We start from the raw sequence: 24,710 nt of genomic DNA, 5'->3' as shown, positions 1-24,710 counted from the left end.
GCGGCGGTCTCCCCCAGCCCGCCGTGTCCAGTGCGGCGGGCCGACCCACGCAGAGCCCATCGAAGCGCTTGCGCACCGGGCGGTGAAGAGCGCACGGCCGGGCGCACGGCCACACGGCGGGGGCACGCCGCCGGGCACGGGCAACATTCCCGCCATACGGAGTTCTGCCCCTTAACGGTGGGGATGCGGCGAACTACGCTGGGTGTACCGATGTTCTCAGCAGGGCGGCATATTCCACGGGGCTCGGCCAAATGCGTGTGCGGCCGGAGTGCCCGGGACCGTAGCTGGGGAGAACACGGTACGAATGCCGCGCGCCCGATGGCGACGCGGCGGCCGTCTGTGTGTCGAGGGGTGGCGCATGTCCAGGGAGCAACGCGGGCCGAACGAGAGGCTCGGCACGGTTCTCGCCCTCGCGGGAATCAGCAACGCCGGCCTCGCCCGGCGGGTCAACGACCTCGGAGCACAGCGCGGTCTGACACTTCGTTACGACAAGACGTCGGTGGCCCGTTGGGTCGCCAAGGGGATGGTGCCGCAGGGCGCCGCCCCCCATCTCATCGCGGCGGCGATAGGCGCCAAACTCGGCCGTCCCGTCCCGCTGCACGAGATCGGGCTGGCCGACGCCGATCCGGCGCCGGAGGTCGGCCTGGCCTTCCCCCGGGACGTGGGTGAGGCGGTCCGGTCCGCGACCGACCTGTACCGGCTGGAGCTCGCGGGACGCAGGGGCGGCGGCATCTGGCAGTCCCTGGCCGGATCCTTCGCGGTGAGCGCGTACGCGACCCCCGCCTCCCGCTGGCTCATATCCCCCGCCGATCCCTCGGTCGCGCGGGACACCACCGCCGCCCGGGCCTCCCTCCTCGCCCCGGAGGGCACGTCCGGGGCACGGGGCGCACCGCCGGTGGCACAGCCGGTACCGGAGCAGCCGGGCATGGTGGAGAGTCCCCTGCTGCGCGTCGGGCACAACGACGTCACCAAGCTGCGCGAGGCGGCCCAGGACGCCCGACGCTGGGACTCCAAGTACGGCGGCGGGGACTGGCGTTCCTCCATGGTCCCGGAGTGCTTACGCGTCGACGCCGCACCGCTCCTGCTGGGCTCCTACAGCGACGAGGTGGGCCGGGCGCTCTTCGGGGCGTCGGCCGAGCTGACGAGACTCGCCGGCTGGATGGCCTTCGACACCGGCCAGCAGGAGGCCGCCCAGCGCTACTACATCCAGGCGCTGCGCCTGGCCCGGGCCGCCGCCGACGTGCCGCTGGGCGGATACGTCCTGGCGTCGATGTCCCTGCAGGCGACGTACCGGGGGTTCGCCGACGAGGGCGTGGACCTCGCCCAGGCGGCCGCCGAACGCAACCGCGGGCTCGCCACAGCCCGGACCATGAGCTTCTTCCGGCTGGTGGAGGCACGGGCCCACGCGAAGGCCGGGGACGCGCCCGCGGCCGGGGCCGCGCTGCGGGCCGCCGAGAGCTGGCTGGAGCGCTCCAGGACCGGCGACTCGGACCCGGCCTGGCTCGGCTTCTACTCCTACGACAGGTTCGCCGCGGACGCCGCCGAGTGCTACCGCGACCTCAAGGCGCCCCGTCAGGTCCGGCGCTTCACCGAACAGGCCCTCTCCAGGCCCACCGACGAGTTCGTCCGCTCCCACGGACTGATGCTCGTGGTGTCCGCCGTCGCCGAACTGGAGTCGGGCAACCTCGACGCGGCCTGCGCGGCGGGGACCCGCGCGGTGGAGGTGGCCGGGCGCATCTCGTCGGCGCGCACCACCGAGTACGTGCGCGACCTGCTGCACCGCCTGGAGCCGTACGGGGACGAGCCCCGCGTGGCCGAACTGCGCGAGCGGGCCCGCCCCCTGCTCGTCGCACCCGTGTAGACGCGGCACGGCGGCTGGTCCCGCGCACCGTCGGGATGCCCCGGTCCTCCCGGACCGGGGCACACATCGCGCCACGCAGGCGCCACCCGTGGTTTGAGCCCGTTGTCAGTGGGTCAGTGCACTATCGGGGTGGGAGGTGGCGTGATGATGACGCACGCGGCGTACGACTGCGACGTACTGGTGATCGGTGGCGGAATCGTCGGTCTGTCGACCGCCTACGCCCTCACGCGCACCGCGCCGGGCACCCGGGTCACGGTGCTGGAGAAGGAGTCCGGCCCCGCCAGGCACCAGACCGGGCGCAACAGCGGGGTGATCCACAGCGGTGTCTATTACCCGCCCGGCTCGCTCAAGGCGCGCTACGCCCTCCGGGGCTCCGCCGAGATGACCGCCTTCTGCGCCGAGCACGGCATCGCCCACGAGGTGACCGGCAAGCTGATCGTGGCGACCGGGAGCGAGGAGCTGCCCCGGCTGCACGCCCTGGTGCAGCGCGGCCGGGCGCACGGGCTGCCGGTCCGGGAGCTCGGTCCCGCGCAGATCGCGGAGTACGAGCCGCATGTGAGCGGGGTCGCCGCGATCCGGGTGGGGACAACGGGGGTGTGCGACTTCACGGCGGTCGCCGCCCGTCTCGCCTCCGAGGTCGGCGAGGCGGAGGGCCGCATCCGCTACGGCGCGGAGGTCGTCGCCGTCGACCGCAGGCCCTGGGGCGTCGCCGTGCGCACGGCGGACGGCGAGGTCGTCAGGGCCCGGGTGCTGGTCAACTGCGCGGGGCTGCACAGCGACCGGGTGGCCCTGCTCGCGGGCGACGACCCGGGGGCACGCATCGTGCCGTTCCGGGGGGAGTACTACGAGCTGGCCAGGCCCGAGCTGGTGCGCGGGCTCGTCTACCCGGTGCCCGATCCCGCGTTCCCCTTCCTCGGCGTGCATCTCACCCGGGGCGTCGACGGCACCGTGCACGTCGGGCCGAACGCGGTGCCGGCGCTGGCCCGCGAGGGGTACCACCGTACGGACGTCCACCCGCGTGAGCTCGCCGCCACCCTGGCGTGGCCCGGTTCCTGGCACATCGCCCGGCGGCACTGGAGGTACGGCGCGGGCGAGGTGCGCAGATCCCTCTCCAAGTCCGCTTTCACCCGGGCCGTCCAGCGGCTGCTGCCCGAGGTGACCGAGGCGGATCTCCGGCCGTCACCGGCCGGGGTGCGGGCGCAGGCGGTCCTCCGCGACGGCACGCTGGTCGACGACTTCCTGATCCGGGACGCCCCGCACACCGTGCACGTCCTGAACGCCCCGTCGCCCGCGGCGACCGCGTCGCTTCCCATCGGGAGGGAGGTGGCACGCCGGGCCCTGCTGCGGGCACGGGCGACGGGATGGACACCGCCCGCCGTAGAATCGGGGCATTGTGTCTGAGCCTGCGAACCCCACCCCCGAGACGCCCGGCCCCGCCCCGGAGGCGTCCCCCGCGATGCCGGAGACGACCCCCGTGGCCCCGGAGACCGCATCCGGCACCACGCCGCTCACAGACGCGGAGGCGGACGCCGACGCGGCGGAGCGGCGTGCCGCGTCGTTCGAGCGCCAGCGCCGGCTGCGCCAGGAGCCCCGGTTCCCCGGCGGCCCGGCCGCCGACCCGGCGGGCTCGCACCACGAGCGCCGGATCCGCAGCTTCCAGCCGCGCCGCAGCAGGGTCACGGCCGGCCAGGAGGACGCGCTCCAGCGGCTGTGGCCGAAGTGGGGCCTCGACATCGACGGACGCGGCGTCCTCGACCTGCCGACGCTCTTCGACGGGCTCCCGGTGGTCCTGGAGATCGGCTTCGGCATGGGCGAGGCGACCGCCCAGATGGCGGCGGACGACCCGGACACCGGCATCCTCGCCGTCGATGTGCACACGCCGGGCCAGGGAAACCTGCTGGGCCTCGCGGACCGTGCGGGTCTGTCCAACGTCCGTGTCGCCAACGGTGACGCGATCATCCTGCTCCGCGAGATGCTGGAGCCCGAGGCGCTGGAAGGCCTCCGCGTCTACTTCCCCGACCCGTGGCCGAAGAAGCGCCACCACAAGCGACGGCTGATCCAGCCGGAGTTCCTCGACCTGGTCGCGGGGCGGATGAAGCCCGGAGCCGTCCTCCACTGCGCGACCGACTGGGAGCCGTACGCCGAGCAGATGCTCGAAGTCCTCACGGCTCACCCCAGGTTCGAGAACACCCGGACCGACGGCGGCTACGCGCCCCGGCCCGCGTTCCGGCCGCTGACCCGTTTCGAGGGCCAGGGGCTGGACAAGGGACACGTCGTGCACGACGTGCTGTTCACCCGCCGCTGACCGGCCTCCGCCGACCGCGAGCAGGGCGGGATCCGGTCGGACGGGGTGCCCCCGGCCGGTGCACCGTGGCGGGTTGTCGGTGATCCTCGTTAGGGTCGTCAGGTGTCCGAGGGGTCCGTGCAGCATGAGCAGCCGGCCGTCCCGGTTCTCGAGGAGCAGCAGCTCGACGAGTTCCTGGGGGCCGTCCCGGAGCGAGGCCAGTGGCGATACCGGCCCCGCCGGGTCGGCATGGTCTGGCGCAGCAAGGCGTTCCGCGCCGGCGCGCTGATCACGGTGCTCGCGTTGTGCGGTCTCGTGATCCTGGCCCTGGTCCGTCAGCAGACGGGGACCGAGGGGTTCCTGGTGGGGCTGGGACTGGCCGTGCTGCCCGTACCGCTGCTGATGTCGGCGTTCCGCTGGCTCGACCGGGTCGAACCGGGTCCCTGGCGGAACCTGCTGTTCGCCTTCGCCTGGGGTGCGTGCGCCGCGGCGCTCGTGGCGATCATCGCCAACTCCTTCGCGACCCGCTGGATAGCGACGGCCACGGCCGACCCCGCGAGCGCCGACACCCTGGGGGCCACGGTCGTCGCCCCCGTCGTCGAGGAGAGCGCCAAAGCCGTCGCGATCCTGCTGATCTTCCTCTTCCGGAGACGGCAGTTCGCCGGCATCGTCGACGGGGTGGTGATCGCCGGCTTCACCGCGACCGGCTTCGCCTTCACCGAGAACATCCTCTACCTGGGCAATGCCTTCGGGGAGGACCAGCAGCTCGGGACCACCGGCTTCGCCTCGCTGACGGTGGGGACGTTCTTCGTCCGCGTGGTGATGTCGCCCTTCGCGCACCCCTTGTTCACGGTGCTCTCCGGCATCGGCTTCGGGATCGCCGCACCGGGCGGGCCCCGGCACCGGGTGCGCCGGATCGTCCTGCCGGTCCTCGGGCTCGCCTGCGCGATCGGCATGCACGCCCTGTGGAACGGCTCCTCGTCCTTCGGCCGGTACGGCTTCTACGTGGTGTACGGCGTGTTCATGGTGCCGTGCTTCGCCCTGGTGACCTGGCTGGCTGTCTGGTCGCGCCAGCGGGAGCTGCGCGTCCTCTCCACCGAGTTGCCCGTCTACGCCGCGGCGGGCTGGCTGACCCCCGCCGAGCCCCTCGCGCTGGCCTCGATGCGCGCCCGGGGCATGGCCAGGGACATGGCCCGGCACTGGAACGGCCACCCCGACCGCGCCCGGGGCAAGGCGGCGGCGCGTACCGTCGCGGAGTACGAATCCTTCGCCACCTCGCTGGCCATGCTGCGGCGCAGGGCCCGCCACGACGGTGCGGGCCCCGACTTCGCCCTCCGTGAGCAGGAGTTGCTGCACCACCTCTGGCATCGCCGGGACGTCGCCGGCCCCGCCCTGACCTACGCCGCACGAGCGACCGGGCGGCTGCGAGGGGCCCCACCCGCTCCGCCGCTTCCCCGGCAGTTCACCCCGGAAGGCGCGCATCCGCGGCCGCTCCCCGCCCCTCACCGGCACTACGGGGGCTACAACCCGTACCTGGACGACGGCGGCCGGCGGACACCACCCGCCTGAGACCCCGGTGACCGGATGACGGCTCAGATCTCCCGGGGGGCCTCAGGTGCCCGGAGGCCTGAGGTGCACGGAGGCCTGATGCACACGGAGGCCTGAGGTGCCCGGAGGGCTCCGGGGCGGCGGGACCTCACGTGGCCTGCGGACCTCGGGTGCCCGGCCGGGTCAGGCCGATGCCGCGTCCAGTTCGGCACGTTCGGCCTCGGTCAGCCGGAGCCCGGCCACGGCCGTCAGGGCGGGCAGCTGGCCGACGGTCCGCGCGGAGGCGATCGGTGCGGCGACGGTGGGCCTGGACGCCAGCCAGGCCAGGGCGACCGTCGCGATCTCCGCGCCGTGCTCCTGGGCGACCTTGTCGAGGACCGCCAGCACCTTGCGGCCGCGCTCGGTCTCCAGGTGCTTGCCGGCGCCCTCGGCACGGGCGCTGTCGACCTGGGTACCCGGGCGGTACTTGCCGGTGAGGAACCCTGAGGCGAGTGCGAAGTACGGGACCGCGGCGAGCCCCGCGCCCGCAGCCACATCCTGGAGAGCGCCTTCGTAGGTGTCGCGCGAGACGAGGTTGTAGTGCGGCTGCAGCGCCACGTAGCGTGCCAGGCCCTCCCGCTCGGAGAAGTCCAGGGAGGCACGCAGCCGCTCGGGGCTGATGTTGGAGGCGGCGATCTCCCGGACCGTCCCGGCCTTCACCAACTGGTCGAGCGCGGTGATGATCTCCTCGACGGGGACCGTCTCGTCGTCGAAGTGCGTGTAGTAGAGGTCGATGTGGTCCGTGCCCAGCCGGCGCAGCGAGGACTCGGCCGCCGCCTTGATGGTGGCGGGCGAGAGGCCCTTGTACGCGGGGTGTGCGCCGACCTTGGTGGCGATGACGACATCGTCGCGACGGGAGCGGGCCGCGAGCCACTTGCCGATCAGGGTCTCCGACTCACCGCCCTCGTTGCCGGGGACCCAGGCGGAGTAGGAATCCGCTGTGTCGATGAAGTTGCCGCCGGCCGACACGTACTCGTCGAGCACCGCGAACGACGTCCGCTCGTCGGCCGTCCAGCCGAACACGTTGCCGCCGAGGGCGAGGGGGAAGACCTTGAGGTCGGATGATCCGAGCGTGCGAAGAGAAGTCATGGAAGGCGACAACAGATCAGGGGAGCCTCGTATTCCACTTCACCGGCGTCCGTGCCGGTGTCCTTGCCGCCACAGTCCCGGCCGGCGCCGTCTTCCCCGACTGCCGCGCGCCCCCGCCCGGGAAGCCGTAAGCCCGGAGCCGAAAGCCCGGACTCGTGAGCCCGAAGAGCCCGAAGCCGGGAAGCCCGACGGGCCCGCCCACCGACCGCCCGCGCCCGCACCGCCCCGGACAGACCGACGGCCCTGACGTCGGGGGGTTGTGCGTCAGGACCGCCGGGGTTTCGAAGCGCCGGATACCGGCGTCTGGATCAGATCGAGAGACCCTTGCTCTGCAGCCAGCCCATCGGGTCGATGCCCGTGCCGTCCGGCGTGTGGATCTCCAGGTGGAGGTGGGGCCCCGTCACGTTGCCCGTGGCTCCGACCCGGCCGATGGTCTCGCCGGTGGTGACCTTCTGTCCGGCGGTGACGTCCATCGACGACTGGTGGCAGTACCAGACCTCCGTGCCGTCCTCGAGCTCCAGGACCGTGCGGTAACCGTACGAGCCGGACCAGCCGGCCGACTTGACCGTCCCGCTGTGCACGGCCTTGACCGGCGTGCCCGTGGGGGCCGCGAAGTCCAGCCCGGTGTGATGGCCCGAGGACCACATCGAACCGGCCTGGCCGAAGGTCGAGGTGATCGTGTACGACGAGGTCGGAATGGCGTAGCTCGCGGCGAGCTTGGCAAGGCGCTCGGCCTCCGCCTTCTTCTTCGCCGCTTCCTCGGCCGCCTTCTTCTTGGCGGCGGCCTCCTTCTCCGCAGCGCTCTGCTGCTTCGCCGCCTGTGCCGCGGCCGCTTCGGCGGCGGCCTGCTCCTCCGCGGCCTTGGCCTCGGCATCGGCGCCGGCCTGCTGCTGCTCGGCCTGCTGGAGGATGCGGGCGCGCAGCGCCTCGCCCGCGTCGGTGGCACCCTGCTCGGCCTCGGCCTCGGTGATTCCCGCGGTCGTGAGCGGAGATCCCAGGGCGGCCGTCTGCTGGTCCGCGCCGGAGCCGTCACCCATGAACGCGCCTACGCCGGGCAGGGACTTGACGTCAGGAAGGTTGTCGGCGATGGAATCGGGAAGAGAGATGGAGACCGGCGGCTTGCTCTGCGCGGTGGCCATGCCCCCCGCGCCGACAGCCGCGATGACACCGACCCCGAGGACGGTGGAGCTACGGGCGAGACCGCGCTGCTTGGCCACGCGATGACGGCCGCGTACGGGACGGATGGACTCCTCGGTGGGGTTCCATTCCTCTCCCGGCCTGTCCGGTTCACCGAAGCCGAAGGTTGACGGAGCCTCGGGGGCAGGCTGATTCGACGCCACGTGGGCGCTCTCCTTTCCTTCCTTCTCGCCTACCGGGTTAGCTGACGGGTTCGGAGCAGGAAGGTCTCCTACGGACCCCTTCGCCTCTCTCGAGACACAGGTGTCCGATTCACCCCATGTAGGTGGTTCCCCGGTTCCCTTGCGGAATTCGGCGCTGCGCACGGTGCCGCCTCTTGCGACGGCAGGTACAACCGCGCTGCGTTATCGAACGTTAATAGACACCAGGCTTTGATTCCAAGCCGTTCCGGCAGATCTCTGAAGGCTTCGGCCTGGACTTCAACGGATCAATCAGGCGCAACCGGGCGAGTTGAGCGCCCCTGATCCGGCCACCGGTTTCTGACGGTTCGTCAAATGTTATGCGGAGCGGGGTCCTGCGACTACCGAACGTCGCGACCGCTCATTCACCGCCCCGCCCCACGATCTTCACCGTCGTCCGCCGGGCCGACTGCCCGCGGGAAGGGCGTCCGACCGCGAGGAGCGCGAGGTCGTCCGTCGACCGTCCTCCGGTGTGCAGCCGTACGTCGTCGGTGAGCGCCGACAGCATCTCGTCCGGCCCCGGGAAGAGCCGGCCACGCAGCCGGGCCGCCGGATCGTAGAAGACCCCGTTCGCGTCCCGCGCCTCCGACAGCCCGTCGGTGAACGCCAGGAACGTCGCCCCGGCCGGGAGCGTCCACTCGTCCGAGCGGTCGGGTCCCGTGTCCAGGCCCATCCCGAGCGGCAGGGCGGGCACGGTCGGCGCGAGCACGTCGAGTGCCCCGTCCGCGTGCAGCACGATCGGCTCCGGATGCCCCCGGTTGACGACCCGCAGGATGTCCGAACCGGCCGGCACCTCCGCGAGGACGGCGGTGACGAACCCTTCCATGGAGTCGAGGCCGCCACGCCGCGACCCCTCCCTGGCCAGCGCCCGCTCCAGCCTCTGGACGACACCCTCCAGCGACAGCTCCTGCTCGGCTGCCTCCCGGAAGGCGCCGATGACGACGGCCACCGCCGCCACGGAGTCCAGCCCCTTCCCCCGGACGTCACCGACCACCAGACGCACCCCGTACGGGGTGTCCGCCACGGCGAAGAGGTCGCCGCCGACGAACTCGTCGGCCTGGGCGGCCTCGTAACGGGCCGCCACCAGCAGCCCGCCGATCCGGTCGTCCGGCACCGGGAGCACCGCCCTCATCGCGGTCTCGGCGATCACCCTGGCCGAGGCCAGCTGCTCGTTGCCGCGGCGTACCACCCGGTTGATGAGGAGCGAGAGCACGGACACCGTGAACACCGTGAGCAGATCGGTGATCGGCACCACCTCGGCGATACGGCCGTCCGAGAGGCGGATGGCGAGCACCACCAGGAACGCGGCCACGCCGGTCCGGACGGTCGAGGCCATCGAGAAGAACGGTGCCGCGATCAGCGGGGCGGCGGCGAAGAGGGGGACGGCCGACACCCTGGTGGGCGTCACCAGGTCGAAGACCACCCCCACACAGATCATCAGCGCCGGGAGATAGCGCACGAACATCCGCGAACGCGTGCCCCCGCCGGATCCGCCGCGGCGCAGCTCCTGCTTCCCCACCTGTGTACTCCTGCCCGGTCCGCCCACGGCTGCGGACGGTACCGCGCCCCACCCGGTCCCGCCGGAGCCTCGCCGTGCGGCGTGGCCCTGTGGGCCGAAGGGAGGAGCGTGCCGCCCCGCGCCCCGGGGGTCAGCCGGAGAGCCGGTGCTGCGCGTGGATCGTCAGTGCATCCCGTACGAAGACGGCAGTTCCGTCTCCGTGGCGATCGTAGTTCCTCGCGAAACGCGGATCGGAGACATACATCTCCGCGAGACCGGTCACGTACGAAGGTGTGACATCCGTGGTCACCGAAAGCCACGCGCAGTGCCGCCGGGCGATCTCCTGCACCTCGTCGCTTCCCGGCCCGAGTCCGGCCGCCCTCGCCTCACCGTAGTCCCGGGCGATCGCGTCGTGCTCGCCCACGAAGCGGGCGCGCTCCTCCTGGCCCAGCCCGCGCCACCAGCGGTCACCGCGCTCGTACGCCTCGCGGCCCCAGCGCTCGGTGACCTCCTGCTCGTACCTGCTGTGCTCGAAGCCGTCGAACACGTCCTCGGCCATGAGTTCCTCCCCTTCCTCGATCCGCCGGAGAGTGGTCCGCACCGAGACGATCTGCCGCCCGACGCGCTCCCGCTCCTGCTCCAGCAGGCGCAGATGGGTGCGCAACGCCGCAGCGGGGTCCCGCTGCCCCTCCAGCACGTCCTTGATCGCGGGCAGTGAGAGACCCAGCTCCCGCAGCAGCAGGACCCGCTGGAGCCGGACCAGGGCGTCCTGGTCGTAGTAGCGGTAGCCGTTGGCGGCGGTGCGGCTCGGCGCCAGGAGACCGATGTCCCCGTAGTGCCGGAGCGTCCGGCTGGTGGTGCCGGCACGCCTGGCGATTTCCTGGATGGACCACTCCATGCCCGGAACGCTAGATCTTCACGTAGCGTCAAGGTCAAGCACGCTCACCGCGGGCAGCAGCACAGAGGCCGTACCGCCGTACGACAAGGGCCCGGATCCTTGAAGGATCCGGGCCCTTGTCTTCAGTAGCGGGGACAGGATTTGAACCTGCGACCTCTGGGTTATGAGCCCAGCGAGCTACCGAGCTGCTCCACCCCGCGTCGTTGTGAGTACAACTCTACGTCATCCGGAAGGGTGCTCCGACCACTTTCGCCGCCGGCGCCCCTCCCCCGGGCTCCAGGAGGGAGCTCTCGACATGGACACGAACCACCAACACCTGCTGCGAAACGTGACGTTGGCGGGCAGAGTGGCGTCGCCGGGGCTGCCGTCGCACGCCTCGATTCCGTGTTCCGCCTGTCTGGAGGGCTTTAGACCATGTCCGCACCGCACAGACCCGCCCCGATCTCCCCGGCCACGCCGTCGCCCCTTCGGGTGTCCCTCGTCAGTGGACTGATCGGGGCCGTCTTCGGCTCGGTGATCAGCGCCGGTGTGAACTACCTGGTGATCGGCGTACCCGACGGAGCCGCGGCCAACGCTCTGAACCACGGGATATCGGGCCTGTTCAGCGGATTCGCCGCCGGATTCATCGGGCTCATGGTGCACCTGCGCGGCAAGGGCACGGAAGCGGCCCCCGCGGCAGCGCCCCCCGCGGAAGCCGCCGAGGAGACCGCTCCGCCCGCACGGCAGAGCTGAGCACACCCCCTCGGTACGCACCGGCGGGCGCGGGCGCGACCCCCACCGGGCCAGGGGCGCTCCGCGATTGCGTGGTGTCCGGACCGGCGGGACGCTTGAGGGACAGGCCCTTCCGGTACCCGGTCCCGTCGGCACCGCATCCGCGCCGTCGGCACCGGGCACGGCGGCCCGCCCGGCGGACCGGGACGGGACCGCCCCGGTCCGCCGTCCGGCCCCCACGTGCGCGGAACACCGGAGCACGCCGGGAGCCCGCGCGCCGGGGACGGACACCGCCCGGAAACCGGGGACGGACATCGACCGGGAAGTGGAACGAGGGGGCGTCGTCCGCCCGGGAGAACGGCTCCGGGCCGCCACGGCGGCAGGGCCCACCGAGGTACACGACCTGGGAGAGATCATGGACGCCACCCTGCTCGAGACCATGAGAACCGCGCTGCGGGGCCCGGTCATCGGTCCGGGCGATCCGGGATACGGGCAGGCGCGCACGGTCTACAACGCCATGATCGACAAGAAGCCCGCAGCCGTGGTCGAGTGCCGCGACACCGCGGACGTCATGGCCGCCGTCGACTTCGTCCGCGAGCACGGCCTGGACGTCGCGGTCCGCGGAGGCGGGCACAGCGGGCCCGGCCTCTGCCTGGCGGACGACGCCGTGACGATCGACCTCTCCCCCATGCGGGGCGTCCGGGTCGATCCCGCGATCCAGACAGCACAGGCGGACGGCGGCGCGACTCTCGGGGACCTCGACCACGCCACCCACGCCTTCGGCCTCGCCACCCCGGCGGGCATCATGTCCACGACGGGCATCGGAGGCCTCACCCTCGGCGGCGGTCACGGCTACCTCACCCGCAAGTACGGCCTCACGGTGGACAATCTGGTCTCCGCCGACGTGGTGCTCGCCGACGGGAGCTTCGTCGCCGCCAACCCGAGCGAGAACCCGGACCTGTTCTGGGCCCTGCGGGGCGGCGGCGGCAACTTCGGCGTCGTCACGTCCTTCGACCTCGAACTGCATCCGGTGGACACGGTGGGCGCCGGCGCCACCGTCTGGCCGCTGGAGCTCTTCCCGGACGTACTGCGCTGGTACCGGGACTTCCTGCCGCAGGCACCCGACGATCTGTACGGCTTCTTCGCCTCGCTGTGCGTACCGCCCGCGCCGCCCTTCCCCGAGGAGATCCACGGACAGAAGATGTGCGGCGTCGTGTGGTCCTCTACCTCGGCCCCGGAGGCGCTGGAGGAGACGCTCGCCGTGGTGCACGAACCGGGCCCGCCCGCCTTCCACTTCACCGCCCCGATGCCCTACCCGGCGCTCCAGGCGATGTTCGACGGACTCATCCCGGCCGGACTCCAGTGGTACTGGCGCGGGGACTTCTTCGACCGGATCACCGACGACGCGGTCGACGTGCACGCGGAGTTCGCGGAGAAGCTCCCCACCGGCCTGTCGACCATGCACCTGTACCCGGTCGACGGGGTCGCGGGCCGTGTGGGCCCCGACGACACCGCCTGGGCCTACCGCGACGCCGTCTGGTCCGGGGTGATCGGCGGCATCGACCCCGACCCCGCGAACGCCGGGGCGATACGTGACTGGGCGGTCGGCTACTGGGAGGCTCTGCACCCGCACTCGATGGGCGGCGCCTACGTCAACTTCCTGGGCGCGGGCGAGCGCCAGGACAGGGTCCGGGCCACCTACCGCGGCCACTACGACCGCCTCGCGGAGGTCAAGCGGACCTACGACCCGCACAACCTCTTCCACGCAAACCAGAACATCGAGCCCGCCGCGGCACACTGACGATCGATCCGGGCCGCCAATTCCGGGGGAAAGCCGTGCCGCGAGGGTTACAGTCTGCATGCACCGCACGATGATCCGGACGCCCCCGGAGCGGAGCGGCACCGGCAGCGGCACCTCGTCGCGCTGCCGGTCGGGACCGGTCCGGTGATCATGTGACGGCACGGTCCAGGGGCTCTCACCACACACCGACGTACAGGACACCCGAGATGACCGACCTGCCCGCACGCACGACCCGGCGCTCCGCCGACACCGCGCCCGCGGTCGCCGACCGTGCCGTCGCCACCCCTCTGCCGGCACCGCAGTACGCGGGTCTGTTCATCGAGCCCGACCTCCCCCCGGCCGCCGACGAGCCCGAGTGACGGGCGCCCCGGGGCGTACGGGGTGACCGTGCGCCCCGGGGCGTACGAGTGACCGCCCCGGGTGCGTGCTCGTTGGAAGGCCATGCGAATCCGTATCGGCGTGATCGTCCTCGCGGTTGGCCTGCTGATCGCCGCCTATCTCGTGAACCTCCCGTCCGAGGCCGAGACCGAGGCGGCCTGCCGGCGGGCGCTCGACAACACCTCGACGATGACCGAGCGCCCGGACGTCTGCCAGGAGGTCCCCGCGGACACCTACCGCGCCTTCCTCCTCATGTACGAACTGCGCGAAGAGGGCCTGGACTGACCAGCCGCACAGGCCCCCCCAGTCCCGGGACCACCACCCGGGACGGGAGTCCCGCCGCCGTCAGCCCTGCTGTTCCTTCCACTCCGCCTGGGCCTCGTCGAGCTTCTCGGCGAACGAGTCCAGGAAGTCCTTGGCGCTCGTCTTGCCCAGCAGGACCTTCTGGAAGCCCGCTTCGCTGTCGGCCTTCGACAGGGTGTTCCAGTCCGGCAGGTAGTACGGCAGCTGGACGATCTCGGTGTTCCCGGAGAACAGCGCCTCGGCCCCGAGCTTGGTTGTCTCCGCCTTGTCGAGCCAGGGGTCCTCGGCGGCCTCCTTGTTGGCCGGGATCAGTCCCGCGGACTCGCTGAACTTGGAGTTCGAGGCGTGCGAGGCGGCGAACTCGATGAACTTCCAGGCCGCCGCCTTGTTCTCGGACGATTTCAGCAACCCCAGCCCGGAGACCGGGTTGGAGACCATCACCCTTTTCCCGTTGGCCAGTTCGGGCTGGGGGATACCCCGGAACTTGTCGACGCCGAGCGAGCTCACGTGGTCCTGGTACGAACCGAGGTTGTGGTTGAGCATGGCGATGCCACCGGAGTCGAACTGGGCGACCATCTTGGTGAAGTCGTTGTTGAGGTCGGCCTCCGGGGTGACCTTCTTGTACAGGCCCGCGTACTTCTCCAGGGCTGCGACGTTCTTCGGGTCGTTGACCGTGGTGTGCGTCTCGGACTCGTCCCAGAACGAGTCGATGCCCGACTGCCCGTACATCGCGTCCAGCGCCTGGGCGATGGAACCCGGGCCGCCTCGGATGGTGTAGCCGAAGGAGTTCTTGCGCTTGTCCGTCAGCTTGGCCGCCGCCTCGTAGAACTCGTCCCAGGTGTCCGGCTCGTCGAGTCCGGCCTTCTCGAACAGGTCCGTGCGGTAGTAGAGGACGCCGTTGGTGGCGGAGATCGGCACCGTGTACGTCTCGTCCCGGCCGGCGGCGTTCTTCACGTTCTCCAGCATCGCCTCGTTGAGCTTGCCCTTGAGGGAACTGCCGGCGATCCGGTCGTCCAGCGGCTCCAGGGCGTCCTGGGCGGTGATGCCGGCGACCATCGCGGCTCCCACTCCGCCGACGTCGGGGAGACCGCCGCCCTGGATGGCCGTGTCGTACTTGGACTGGGCCTCGGTGGAGGCGATGCCGACGTACTGCACGTCGATGTCCGGGTTCGCCTTCTCGAAGTCGGCGATGATCTCCTTCCAGATCGCCGTGCGCACACCACCGTTCTCGTCCCAGAACACGATCTTCCCGGTACCCGGCCCCTCGGCGCCCTGAGCCCCGGTCATGCCGCTGCCGTCGTCACCGCACGCGGTCGCGGTCAGGGCCAGTGCGGAGACCAGGGATATGGCGGCGGCCAGTCGGCTGCGTCGGGCTGTGGTCATGGTCGGCTCTTTTCTCCGAGTGCTCGTGGGGGACGCTGACGCCGGACACCTGCCGACGCGGCGCGAAACCGTGCGGAGCGGATGGGGTTCTGGGGCTTCGTGGGCGACTGGGGCTTCGTGGGCGACTGGGGATAGAAAGCGCTTGCAGGAGGCCATGGGTACCCCTGGAAGCGGAAACGGGCGGCGGGCGGCGGGTGGAGCGGCGGGGTCGGAGGCGGCGAGGCGGTTCGCGCCCTCCTCAGGGGCGGCGTTCGCGCCCTCCTCAGGGGCGGCGTCCGCGCCCCCCTCAGGGGCGGCGGAGCGGTCAGCGTCTCCCGCGGCGCAGAGCGCCGCGCGGCGGGGGACTCATGGCTGGCTGCATACGGCGCTCGGCTCTCATATCGCGTCTCATATATGACATACGAAGGGCAACGCCAAGAACGTAAGTCGGCCTACGGCCGGGGTCAATGCCCTTGCAGCGACGAGTTCACGGACCCGGGCACGCGCGAGCGCCCCGCCCGGTGGACCGGACGGGGCGCTCCTGGAGCAGGTATCAGGCCTCTACGGAGACCTTGTCGGCGACTCCGGGGCCGGTCTTCCCGGCGTCACCGGCGGACCGGGCCGGGCCGGGGATGAACGCGGCGACAGCGGCGGCGACCAGGGCGACTCCGCAGCCGATCGTCAGGCCGACCCGGAAACCTCCCTCGGAGGCGATCGAGAAGCCGCCGATGCTGATGGTCATCTGCGCCAGCACCACGCCGATGACGGCGGACCCGATCGTCGTACCCAGCGAGCGCATCAGGGTGTTGAAGCCGTTGGCCGCGGCGGTCTCGGAGAGCGGGACCGAGCTCATGATCAGGGCGGGCATCGCGCCGTAGGCCAGACCGACACCGCTGTTGATGACGATTCCGACGATCATCAGCCCCCAGGCGGAACCCATGAGGAACAGGGAGAGGCCGTACCCGGCGGAGATCACGAGCGCCCCGAGGACCAGGGCGACCTTCGGGCCGCGTGCGTTGATCAGCTTCCCGCCGAGCGGGGAGACGATCATCATCATCACGCCGCCGGGAGCGATCCACAGGCCCGCGGCCAGCATCGACTGCCCGAGGCCGTATCCCGTGGCTTCGGGGAACTGGAGCAGCTGCGGGGCGATGAGCATGAAGGAGTACATGCCGACGCCGACCAGGATCGACGCGACGTTCGTCAGCAGCACCCTCGGCCGGGCCGTCGTACGCAGGTCGACGAGCGGGTCACGGGTGCGCAGTTCGTAGAACCCCCACGAGGCGAGTGCAATGACCGCCACGGCGAACAGGCCGAGCGTCGTACCCGATCCCCAGCCCCAGTCGGCGCCCTTGGAGATGGCCAGCAGGAGGGAGACGAGCCCGATGGCGAGCCCGACGGCGCCGGGCGCGTCGAAGCGCTGCCCCTTGGCGCCGGCGGGGACGTCAGGGACGAAGACCCAGATGAGCACGGCGATCATCAGTGCGAGGACCGCGGAGCCCCAGAACAGCACGCGCCAGCTGGTGTACTCGGCGACGGCCGCGGAGATCGGCAGGCCGAGCGCGCCACCGATGCCCATGGAGGCGCTGACCAGGGCGATCGAACCGCTGAGCTTCTCGGCGGGCACCACGTCACGGAGCAGCGCGATACCCAGCGGGACCATGCCCATGCCCATGCCCTGGAGCCCTCGGCCGATGATCATCGGCACCACCGAGGAGGCCAGCGCGCACACGACGGACCCGGCGATCAGCGGGATCGAACAGGCCAGCAGCATCCGGCGCTTGCCGACCAGGTCCCCGAGCCGCCCGGTGACAGGTACGCACACACCGGCGACCAGGAGGGTCACGGTGATCACCCAGGCCGCGTTCGACGACGAGGTGTCGAGGATCCGGGGCAGTTCCGCGATGAGCGGGGTCACGAGCGTCTGCATGATCGCCGCGACGGTGCCGGCGAGCGCCAGCGTCGTGATCACACCGCCTGCTCTGGCTGTGGGCTGGGTGGCGTCCATGTCTGGGTGTCCTCGGCTATCTCTCGACCGGCAGTTCTGGCATCGTACACTTTAATTGCATCATGCACATCGTGTGGCCTATGCACATCCGTGTAAACATACGATGAAGTCCGTACGCACGACGACACCCGGCCTCGCCCGGCAGGAAGCAGGAGGTGCCCGAGGATGACCAGGGCAACGCACGAGGTCGAGTACGAGCAGATGCTGCTCAGCCGACACGGCCTGCTCACCCACAGAAAGGGCAGGCGCCAGGACGGCGTCCTGGAGCGCAGCGCGTACATCCTGCTCAGCCGCATCCGCATCCAGGGCCCGATGTCGGTCGGCGAGCTCAGCGAGGCCTTCGATCTCGACGCGTCCACCCTCAACCGGCAGACCGCCGCCGTCATGCGGGCGGGCCTCGTGGAACGCATCCCCGACCCCGACGGGGGCATGGCCCGCAAGTTCAGGATCACCGACGCGGGTGCCGAGGCGCTCGACGCGGAACGCGAGGGCATGGTCACCTCGCTGGAGCGGGTCATGACCGACTGGTCCGACGAGGACATCTCCGCCTTCGCCGGCTATCTGCGCCGCTTCAACATGGACATCGAGCGCCTCGGCGGCCGGCCCTGGCCCCGCCCCTGAGTCCGTACGCACGGAGGCGGGAACGTACCTCGCGGGACCGCGCCGTACGCACGAACCCGGGAACGTACCGCGCGGGACCGCGCCGTACGCACGGAGGCGGGGCGTCCCCGGCCGGGAACGCCCCGCCTCCTCACCCGGTCCGCCCGGTCCGCCGAAGCGGTCCGGCGGCGGTCACGCGGTGGTCCGGACCGGCTCCCGCCCCTCGGGGTCCTCGGGGTCCGCGGGGATCTCCTCCCCGGCGTCGCGCGCCCGGACGTAGGCGAGGAAGCGGTCGAGTTCCCGCTTGACGACGGGGGCCAGGAGGTAGAGGCCGATGATGTTGATGACGGCGAGGGTGAACAGCACCGCATCGGCCATGTCGATAAGGGTCTGCAGGGTCAGGAGCGAACCGGCGACCGCGAACAGGGTGTAGAGGGCCTTGTAGACGGTCTCGCCGGCGCTGCTGCGGCCGAAGAGGTGCGTCCAGGCCTTCAGACCGTAATAGCCCCAGGTGAGCACGGTCGAGACGGCGAACAGCATGACGGCGAGCGTGAGGATGTAGGGGAACCAGGGCAGCACCGTCTCGAAGGCGTCCGAGGTGATGGTGACACCGCCGACGGACTCACCGGCGCGGGCCTCACCCCAGCTGGCCGGGTCGGCGATGACGATGGTCAGCGCCGTCATGGTGCAGATGACCACGGTGTCGATGAACGGCTCCAGCAGCGCCACCAGGCCCTCGCTGGCGGGGTGCTTCGTCCTGACCGCGGAGTGGGCGATCGGGGCGGACCCGAGGCCCGCCTCGTTGGAGAAGGCGGCACGCTTGAAGCCGATGATCAGCGCACCGAGGACACCGCCGGCGACGCCCTCCGGATCGAAGGCACCCTCGATGATCTCGGAGACGGCCGCGGGGACGTGGGCGATGTTCACCAGGATGACGACCAGGCAGGCGACGACATAGATGATCGCCATGGCCGGCACCAGTCGGCTGGTCACCGAGGCGATGGAGCGGATGCCGCCGAGCAGCACGACACCGACCAGGGCCGCGACGAGGATGCCGAAGAGGAGCGCACCGGCGGAGGAGCCGACGGCGCCGTTCTCGCCGCCGGTGACGGAGACGAGCTGGGCGTAGGACTGGTTGACCTGGAACAGGTTGCCGCCGAAGAGGCCGAAGAAGAGGATCATGATCGAGGCCAGGACGGCGAGGACCTTGCCCAGACGGCCGCCCTTCGCGCCGAAGCGGTCCGCCAGCCCCTTGGGCAGGTAGTGCATCGGCCCGCCGGAGACCGTCCCGTCGTCGTGCACCTCGCGGTACTTCACGCCGAGGGTGACCTCGACGAACTTGGTCGCCATGCCGAGCAGCCCGCACAGGACCATCCAGAACGTGGCGCCGGGGCCTCCGATCGAGACGGCGACGGCGACACCCGCGATGTTGCCGAGACCCACGGTCCCGGACACCGCCGCGGTCAGCGCCTGGAAGTGGTTGACCTCGCCGGCGGAGTCCTTGTCGTCGTACTTCCCGCGCACGACGGACACGGCGAGCCGGAACTTCCGGAACTGCACGAGGCCGAACCAGGCGGAGAAGACGAGGCCCGCCACGACGAGCCAGGCGACGATCAGCGGCAGATCCGTGCCGCCGACAGGGACGGCGTAGAAGACGACTTCGCCGAGCCACTTGGCGATGGGTTCGAAGAACCCGCTGACCCCGTCGTCGATGGATTCGGTCATGGACTCGAGTGACACGATTTCCTACCTCGATGGCGCAGGACCGGCACGTGGGGACACCGCCGGTCGATGGTCGGGTGTGGGCGACGCCGTTGTCCTTCGGTGACCGGGCCGCGCGGCTCCGCCGCGGACCTGTCCCACCGGCACCCTGGTCCGGCTACCGGCCGGGGCCGGTCACTCCCTGCCACGGCCGAGCGGGGCCGTGTGCGGAGTTGGGCATGTCTACCACGCTCTTTACCGAATCTTTAGTGACGCAGATCACGTGACGAAAAGTAATACCGGAATTCACTGGTCCGGTAATCCGATCGTTATACGCGCCGCGATATCCGTGTATCGGACACCTGATGTGAGGTCATGGACGCGGCGCCGACGGCGAATCCGGCAGCAGGAGGACTTCCCGAGGGCCGGACACGAGGCGGCCCCGCTCCCCTCGGCACGACGGCGGGCGTGGACAGACTCTTCACCTGATGGGGTGAAGAGCCCGTCCGCTCGCCCGTCGGACCCATCCGCCGGGGCCACGGCTCCGAAGAACAGGCGGAAGGGGGCGCATGACGGTGCCCTGTTCCCACCGCTTCGGGCCGGACCGGCAGCCTGACAGGTCCGGCCCGGAGCCGGCTGACGCGGAACGCTCCTCGCTCACCGCCCCCGGGTCCGGTCCCTCACGACGTCCGGCCGGAACGGCTGAGGGGCGCGCCCACGCGGACGGCCCCGGGCGCCGCGGCCCCGCCTGCGGACCCGGGGCCCGCCGGTGCCGGTCCGCAGGTCTGCAGGCGGCCGCATCCGGCCGTCCGCGGGGTGACGGGGCCGGGAGACACGCGCTCACTCCCCGGCGCCCCGAATCGTCCGTGTTCAGGTGGTTCACCACCAGATCGGCACAGGCTAGGGGAGCGATGAACGAGGAAGACGGCCGGAACCGGGATTCCGCCACCCCCGGAGACCGGCCCCCCGACCGGCCCGCCCGTCGGACCGGCTCCACCCTGCGGGCCCCCGGCCGCCCCCGGCCGGGGGTGGCCGGCCTGCTGCGCGAGGGCCCTCCGGCCGGCCCGACCCGCCCGGGTTTCTGGCGCAGCCCGCTGCGGGGCCCGTGGCTCACCTCGGTGTTCGGCGCCGTCCTGCTCGTCGGGATCCCACTGATGTTCGTCACGGGCCTGCTCTCGTACGCCGCGTACAACCCGGACCTCGGGGGCAACGACAAGACACCCGACCGGGGCTGGCTCGGCTTCTACCTCTTCCCCTGGCCGACCGACCCGCACTGGCTGTACCGCCTCAACCAGGGCGTCCACGTCACGCTCGGCATCGTGCTCATCCCCGTGCTGCTGGCGAAGCTCTGGTCGGTCGTCCCCCGGCTCTTCACCTGGCCGCCGGTCAGGTCGGCCGCCCACGCCCTCGAACGCCTCTCCGTGCTGCTGCTCGTCGGCGGCGTGCTCTTCGAGTTCGCGACCGGCCTGCTCAACATCCAGCTCGACTACCTCTTCCCCGGCTCCTTCTACACCCTGCACTTCTACGGCGCGTGGGTGTTCATCGGCGCGTTCACCGTCCACGTGCTCCTGCGCATCCCGTTCATGCTCCGCACGCTCCGCTCCGGCGAACTCCGCACCCGGCCGCGGGCGGGACACGGCGAGAAGCCGGCCGACGGACCCGCGGCACCCACACCCGGCACGACCGGCGGGTCCACCGCGACCGCGTCCGACCCGACCGGTCTCGCCGCCCCGGAGCCCGACGCGCCCACCCTCTCCCGGCGAGGGGCGCTCACCATGGTCGGCGCGGGTTCGCTGCTGCTGTTCGCCGTGACCGCCGGCCAGAGCATCGGCGGGGCCTGGCGGGCCACCGCACTCCTCGCCCCGCGCGGCCAGGACCCCGGCCCCGGGCCGAACGGCTTCCAGGTCAACAAGACCGCGGCCGGCGTGGGCATCCGGGCCCGTGACGTCGGCCCGGCCTGGCGCCTGGTCGTACGCGGACCGGACCGGGAGCGGGTCCTCACCCGCGCGCAGGTGCTGGCGCTGCCCCAGCACGAAGCCGCGCTCCCCATCGCCTGCGTCGAGGGATGGTCCACCGAGGACCAGCAGTGGAGCGGTGTGCGGCTCCGGGACCTCGCCGCCCTCGTCGGCTACGAGGACCGCGCCCCGGGGGTATTCGTGCAATCGGCGCAGCGCAGCGGCTCGTTCCGCTCCACCACCCTGCGCGACAACCAGGTCCGCGACGCACGCTCGCTGCTCGCCCTGAGGGTGAACGGCGCCGACCTCTCCCCCGACCACGGCTATCCCGCTCGGGTGATCGTCCCCGCCAACCCGGGTGTGCACAACACGAAGTGGGTCACCACACTGACGTTCGGAGCCGGAGCATGAAGCGGTTCACGGCGCGCTACGGCGCCTCGCCCCTGCACCTGCTCCTGGTGCTCGCCTCGTTCGCCCTGACCGGTTACGCCGGCATCCGGCTCCTGAGCGGCCAGGAACCGTGGAAGGTCGTCCTCTGGTTCGTCGGGGCGGCCCTCCTCCACGACCTGGTCCTGCTGCCCCTGTACTCCGTGACCGACCGGGCCGCCCGGACCCTGATCGACGGCCGCCGCCCCCGCGCCGCGTCCGGGGGGACGCCCCGCACGACAGGCCCTCTGATCAACTACGTCCGCGTCCCCGTCTTCCTCTCCGGGCTCCTGTTCCTGACGTACTTCCCGCTCATCCTCAGGCAGGGCAACCGTTTCACCGCCTACACGACACTCCCCGACGACGTCTTCCTCGGGCGCTGGCTGCTGATCTCCGCCGTGCTCTTCGCGCTCTCCGCCCTCGCGCTCGTGGTCCGGACGCTCCGGTCCCGCCCCGCGCGGCCGGCGGCCGGGGCGGAGTGAGCGCCGGGCCGAGGTGACGGACGGCGGACGCCACGGATGTCCGGTCGCGGGCGGAAAGCGGGACGCCCCGCCCGGCCGAAGCCGAACGGGGCGCCGCGTCGCAGGTCGGAGGGGTGCCCTTCCGACCGCACCAGGTAGGCCGTGTGGGACTCGAACCCACAACCAACGGATTAAAAGTCCGCTGCTCTGACCAATTGAGCTAACGGCCCCTGATGGATCACCCACGAGCATAGCCCCACCGGGCCCGGCAGCCGATCGGGTATCGGGTGCCGGGCCCGGTCGCGCCCGGGTGGGCCGGCTCAGTCCGCCGGTTTCCCGTCGGCCGGGGCCTTCTGCGCGGGGAGGGCCGGTTTGAGGAACCAGTGCCGTGCGGACACCAGCCACCAGACGGCGGCGAAGCCCAGGACCACCAGGACGGCGAGCGGGGCGTAGTTGAAGCTCTCCCAGGTGACCGGGGACACCTGGGGCAGCATGAAGAGCACCGTGATCACCCCCACCCAGACCACGGCGACCACACCGATCGGCCGCGACCACCGGCCCAGGTGCCACGGCCCGCGCACGAAGTCGTCACCGCGCACCAGCCTGAGCAGGGTCGGGATGACGTAGGCGATGTAGAGGCCGATGACCGCGATGGACGTCACCGCCGCGTACGCGGTGACGTTGATCAGATACGGAAGGCCGAGGGCCAGCGCGCCGAGCGCCGCGAGCCAGACGGCCGCCACGGGGGTACGGGTGCGGGGGCTGACCGTGTGCCAGAGGCGGGAGAAGGGCAGTGCCCCGTCGCGCGAGAAGGCGTAGATCATGCGGCTGTTCGCGGTCACCGAGGCCATTCCGCAGAAGAGCTGGGCCCCGATCACGACGAGCAGCAGGAGCTTGCCCGTGGTGGCACCGAGCGCGTCGAGGAGGATCTGGGCGGGCGGTGCCCCGGTCGGTGAGTTCAGCGCGCCGTCGTAGGACTGGATGGCGAAGGTGAAGCCGAGCAGCAGCACGAACCCCGCGATCCACGAGGTCCAGATGGAACGCACGATGCCGCGCGGACCGGCCACGGCCGCGTCGTGGGTCTCCTCGGTCATGTGGGCGGAGGCGTCGTAGCCGGTGAAGGTGTACTGCGCCATCAGCAGACCGATCAGCACGACGTAGAAGCCGCTCCCCCAACCGGTGTTGTTGACGAACTCGGTGAAGACGTACGACGCCGACTGGTGGGAGTCCGGCACGAAGGTGAGCGCGCCCACGATGAGGGCGACCCCGGCGACGTGCCACCAGACGCTGACGTTGTTGAGGAAGGCGACGATGCCGACCCCGAAGGTGTTCAGCAGACCGTGCAGCACCAGGATCGCCGCGAAGAGCAGGATCGTCCGGCCCGGGGTGACCTCGAATCCGAACTGCAGGTTCAGGTACGCCCCGAGGAAGGACGCCGCGCCGAAGTCGATGCCCGCGGTCACCGCGACCTGGCCGAGCACGTTGAACCACCCGGCGAACCAGGCCCACGCCGCGGCCGAGCGCGGCGGGGCGAGGCGGTGGGCCCAGAAGTAGAGGCCCGCGGAGGTCGGGTACGCCGAACAGATCTCGGCCATCGCCAGGCCCACGAACAGCGTCATCAGCCCGACGCCGACCCAGCCCCAGGTGATGACCGCGGGACCGCCGGTGTTCATGCCGAACAGGTACAGGGTCAGGCAGCCGGAGAGCACCGAGATGATCGTGAACGAGACGGCGTAGTTGGAGAAGGCCGACATCCGGCGGGCGAGGACCTGGGTGTAGCCGAGTTCGGCCAGCCGTTCCTCGTCCGCCGTGGGCACGGGCCCGCCCGCGGAGGCGTCCGGTGGGGGTGCCGCGACTGCGGCATCGTCATTTGTCATGCCCCCAGCGATGCCCTCGCCGGGGCCGCGCCATGCGCCCTCACCCACTCGGGGTCCGGCCGCGTACGCGGCAGGGCCCGCACAGCACCGAAGTGCCGTACGGGCCCTGCCGTTCAGTCGGTCAGCGACGATCAGCCGTTGCGCTTCCAGCGCGGCTTGTCGTCACGGCGGCCGAAGGTGCCGGTGCCGGTGCCGGAGCCACCGCGGTGGTCGTCACGGCGGCCGTGCGGGCGGTCGCCGCCACCGGAGCGGAAGCCGCCGGAGGGACGGTCGTCACGACGGTCGCGGTTGAACGGGCGGTCGCTGCCACCGGAGCGGAAGCCGCCGGAGGGGCGGTCGTCACGGCGGTCGCGGTTGAACGACGGACGGTCGTCACGACGCTCGAAGGAACGCCCACCACGGTCGTCCCGACGGTCACCACCGGAACGGAAACCACCCGAGGGGCGGTCGTCACGGCGGTCGCGGTTGAACGACGGACGGTCGTCACGACGCTCGAAGGAACGCCCACCACGGTCGTCCCGACGGTCACCACCG

General features: G+C 71.4%; 19 protein-coding genes, 2 tRNA genes, 1 pseudogene and 1 riboswitch. Of the genes and pseudogenes, 12 read left to right on the top strand and 10 right to left on the bottom strand.

Annotated features, from left to right (window positions below):
* Positions 1 to 358: 358 nt before the first annotated feature.
* The 4 genes from ACFXOA_RS28480 to ACFXOA_RS28465 all read left to right on the top strand — a co-directional run bounded on the left by ACFXOA_RS28480 (position 359) and on the right by ACFXOA_RS28465 (position 5,714).
* Positions 359 to 1,861 carry a sporulation protein gene (locus ACFXOA_RS28480; protein WP_385034394.1) on the top strand — a complete coding sequence of 501 codons (1,503 nt, stop codon included), beginning with the start codon at positions 359 to 361 and terminating at the stop codon, positions 1,859 to 1,861.
* 144 nt (positions 1,862 to 2,005) lie between these two features.
* Positions 2,006 to 3,262 carry an L-2-hydroxyglutarate oxidase gene (lhgO, locus tag ACFXOA_RS28475; protein ID WP_385034392.1) on the top strand — a complete coding sequence of 419 codons (1,257 nt, stop codon included), beginning with the start codon at positions 2,006 to 2,008 and terminating at the stop codon, positions 3,260 to 3,262.
* Positions 3,255 to 4,166 carry a tRNA (guanosine(46)-N7)-methyltransferase TrmB gene (gene trmB / locus ACFXOA_RS28470; protein ID WP_385034390.1) on the top strand — a complete coding sequence of 304 codons (912 nt, stop codon included), beginning with the start codon at positions 3,255 to 3,257 and terminating at the stop codon, positions 4,164 to 4,166. The genes lhgO and trmB overlap by 8 nt, the downstream gene beginning before the upstream one ends.
* Before the next feature lie 102 nt (positions 4,167 to 4,268).
* Positions 4,269 to 5,714 carry a PrsW family intramembrane metalloprotease gene (locus tag ACFXOA_RS28465; RefSeq protein WP_385034388.1) on the top strand — a complete coding sequence of 482 codons (1,446 nt, stop codon included), beginning with the start codon at positions 4,269 to 4,271 and terminating at the stop codon, positions 5,712 to 5,714.
* 162 nt (positions 5,715 to 5,876) lie between these two features.
* On the opposite strand, the gene ACFXOA_RS28460 is transcribed toward ACFXOA_RS28465, so the two are convergent.
* The 5 genes from ACFXOA_RS28460 to ACFXOA_RS28440 form a co-directional block, all read right to left on the bottom strand.
* The gene (locus tag ACFXOA_RS28460; RefSeq protein ID WP_385034386.1) at positions 5,877 to 6,821 is read right to left on the bottom strand and encodes an aldo/keto reductase; all 945 of its coding nucleotides are present in this window, start codon (positions 6,819 to 6,821) and stop codon (positions 5,877 to 5,879) included.
* 308 nt (positions 6,822 to 7,129) lie between these two features.
* Positions 7,130 to 8,161 carry a M23 family metallopeptidase gene (locus ACFXOA_RS28455; RefSeq protein WP_385034384.1) on the bottom strand — a complete coding sequence of 344 codons (1,032 nt, stop codon included), beginning with the start codon at positions 8,159 to 8,161 and terminating at the stop codon, positions 7,130 to 7,132.
* Positions 8,162 to 8,172: 11 nt separating this feature from the next.
* A riboswitch (cyclic di-AMP (ydaO/yuaA leader) is annotated at positions 8,173 to 8,325 on the bottom strand.
* A gap of 233 nt (positions 8,326 to 8,558) precedes the next feature.
* A complete protein-coding gene (locus tag ACFXOA_RS28450) occupies positions 8,559 to 9,662 on the bottom strand; it encodes a PP2C family protein-serine/threonine phosphatase (protein WP_385034409.1) in 1,104 nt (367 codons plus the stop codon).
* A gap of 184 nt (positions 9,663 to 9,846) precedes the next feature.
* Positions 9,847 to 10,593 (bottom strand): TipAS antibiotic-recognition domain-containing protein, encoded by a 747-nt coding sequence (locus ACFXOA_RS28445; protein WP_385034382.1) that lies wholly within the window; start codon positions 10,591 to 10,593, stop codon positions 9,847 to 9,849.
* 126 nt (positions 10,594 to 10,719) lie between these two features.
* A tRNA-Met gene (locus ACFXOA_RS28440) sits at positions 10,720 to 10,793 on the bottom strand.
* A 214-nt stretch (positions 10,794 to 11,007) separates the two neighbouring features.
* On the opposite strand from ACFXOA_RS28440, the gene ACFXOA_RS28435 reads away from it, so the two are divergent.
* The 4 genes from ACFXOA_RS28435 to ACFXOA_RS28420 all read left to right on the top strand — a co-directional run bounded on the left by ACFXOA_RS28435 (position 11,008) and on the right by ACFXOA_RS28420 (position 13,768).
* A complete protein-coding gene (locus tag ACFXOA_RS28435; protein ID WP_385034380.1) occupies positions 11,008 to 11,325 on the top strand; it encodes a hypothetical protein in 318 nt (105 codons plus the stop codon).
* A 394-nt stretch (positions 11,326 to 11,719) separates the two neighbouring features.
* Positions 11,720 to 13,105 (top strand): FAD-binding oxidoreductase, encoded by a 1,386-nt coding sequence (locus tag ACFXOA_RS28430; protein WP_385034378.1) that lies wholly within the window; start codon positions 11,720 to 11,722, stop codon positions 13,103 to 13,105.
* Positions 13,106 to 13,311: 206 nt separating this feature from the next.
* Positions 13,312 to 13,464 carry a hypothetical protein gene (locus tag ACFXOA_RS28425; RefSeq protein WP_385034376.1) on the top strand — a complete coding sequence of 51 codons (153 nt, stop codon included), beginning with the start codon at positions 13,312 to 13,314 and terminating at the stop codon, positions 13,462 to 13,464.
* 82 nt (positions 13,465 to 13,546) lie between these two features.
* Positions 13,547 to 13,768 (top strand): hypothetical protein, encoded by a 222-nt coding sequence (locus ACFXOA_RS28420; protein WP_385034374.1) that lies wholly within the window; start codon positions 13,547 to 13,549, stop codon positions 13,766 to 13,768.
* Between the two features lie 60 nt (positions 13,769 to 13,828).
* On the opposite strand, the gene ACFXOA_RS28415 is transcribed toward ACFXOA_RS28420, so the two are convergent.
* Entirely contained in the window at positions 13,829 to 15,169 is a 1,341-nt protein-coding gene (locus tag ACFXOA_RS28415) for an ABC transporter substrate-binding protein (RefSeq protein WP_385034372.1), read from the bottom strand.
* A 532-nt stretch (positions 15,170 to 15,701) separates the two neighbouring features.
* A complete protein-coding gene (locus ACFXOA_RS28410) occupies positions 15,702 to 17,156 on the bottom strand; it encodes an MFS transporter (RefSeq protein WP_385034370.1) in 1,455 nt (484 codons plus the stop codon).
* 165 nt (positions 17,157 to 17,321) lie between these two features.
* Between ACFXOA_RS28410 and ACFXOA_RS28405 the strand changes: the two genes are divergently transcribed.
* Complete coding sequence (locus ACFXOA_RS28405; protein WP_385034368.1) at positions 17,322 to 17,777, top strand: MarR family winged helix-turn-helix transcriptional regulator; 456 nt, start codon at positions 17,322 to 17,324, stop codon at positions 17,775 to 17,777.
* A 171-nt stretch (positions 17,778 to 17,948) separates the two neighbouring features.
* On the opposite strand, the gene ACFXOA_RS28400 is transcribed toward ACFXOA_RS28405, so the two are convergent.
* Positions 17,949 to 19,496, bottom strand: a complete 1,548-nt coding sequence (locus ACFXOA_RS28400; protein ID WP_385034366.1) for an alanine/glycine:cation symporter family protein — start codon at positions 19,494 to 19,496, stop codon at positions 17,949 to 17,951.
* 872 nt (positions 19,497 to 20,368) lie between these two features.
* On the opposite strand from ACFXOA_RS28400, the gene ACFXOA_RS28395 reads away from it, so the two are divergent.
* Positions 20,369 to 21,823 carry a molybdopterin-dependent oxidoreductase gene (locus ACFXOA_RS28395; protein ID WP_385034364.1) on the top strand — a complete coding sequence of 485 codons (1,455 nt, stop codon included), beginning with the start codon at positions 20,369 to 20,371 and terminating at the stop codon, positions 21,821 to 21,823.
* Positions 21,820 to 22,320 (top strand): hypothetical protein, encoded by a 501-nt coding sequence (locus tag ACFXOA_RS28390; protein ID WP_385034363.1) that lies wholly within the window; start codon positions 21,820 to 21,822, stop codon positions 22,318 to 22,320. Before ACFXOA_RS28395 ends, ACFXOA_RS28390 begins: the two co-directional genes overlap by 4 nt.
* Before the next feature lie 135 nt (positions 22,321 to 22,455).
* Here the strand turns inward: ACFXOA_RS28390 and ACFXOA_RS28385 are convergent.
* Together ACFXOA_RS28385 and ACFXOA_RS28380 are read right to left on the bottom strand one after the other, a co-directional pair.
* A tRNA-Lys gene (locus tag ACFXOA_RS28385) sits at positions 22,456 to 22,529 on the bottom strand.
* A 90-nt stretch (positions 22,530 to 22,619) separates the two neighbouring features.
* On the bottom strand, positions 22,620 to 24,176 hold the full coding sequence (locus ACFXOA_RS28380) for an amino acid permease (RefSeq protein ID WP_385034361.1): 1,557 nt from the start codon (positions 24,174 to 24,176) through the stop codon (positions 22,620 to 22,622).
* A 206-nt stretch (positions 24,177 to 24,382) separates the two neighbouring features.
* Between ACFXOA_RS28380 and ACFXOA_RS28375 the strand changes: the two are divergent.
* A pseudogene (locus tag ACFXOA_RS28375) lies at positions 24,383 to 24,710 on the top strand (hypothetical protein); the annotation flags it as partial.

It is taken from the genome of Streptomyces sp. NPDC059166 (assembly GCF_042755185.1).
GTDB lineage: Bacteria > Actinomycetota > Actinomycetes > Streptomycetales > Streptomycetaceae > Streptomyces.
This window is presented reverse-complemented; position numbering and strand designations above follow the sequence as displayed.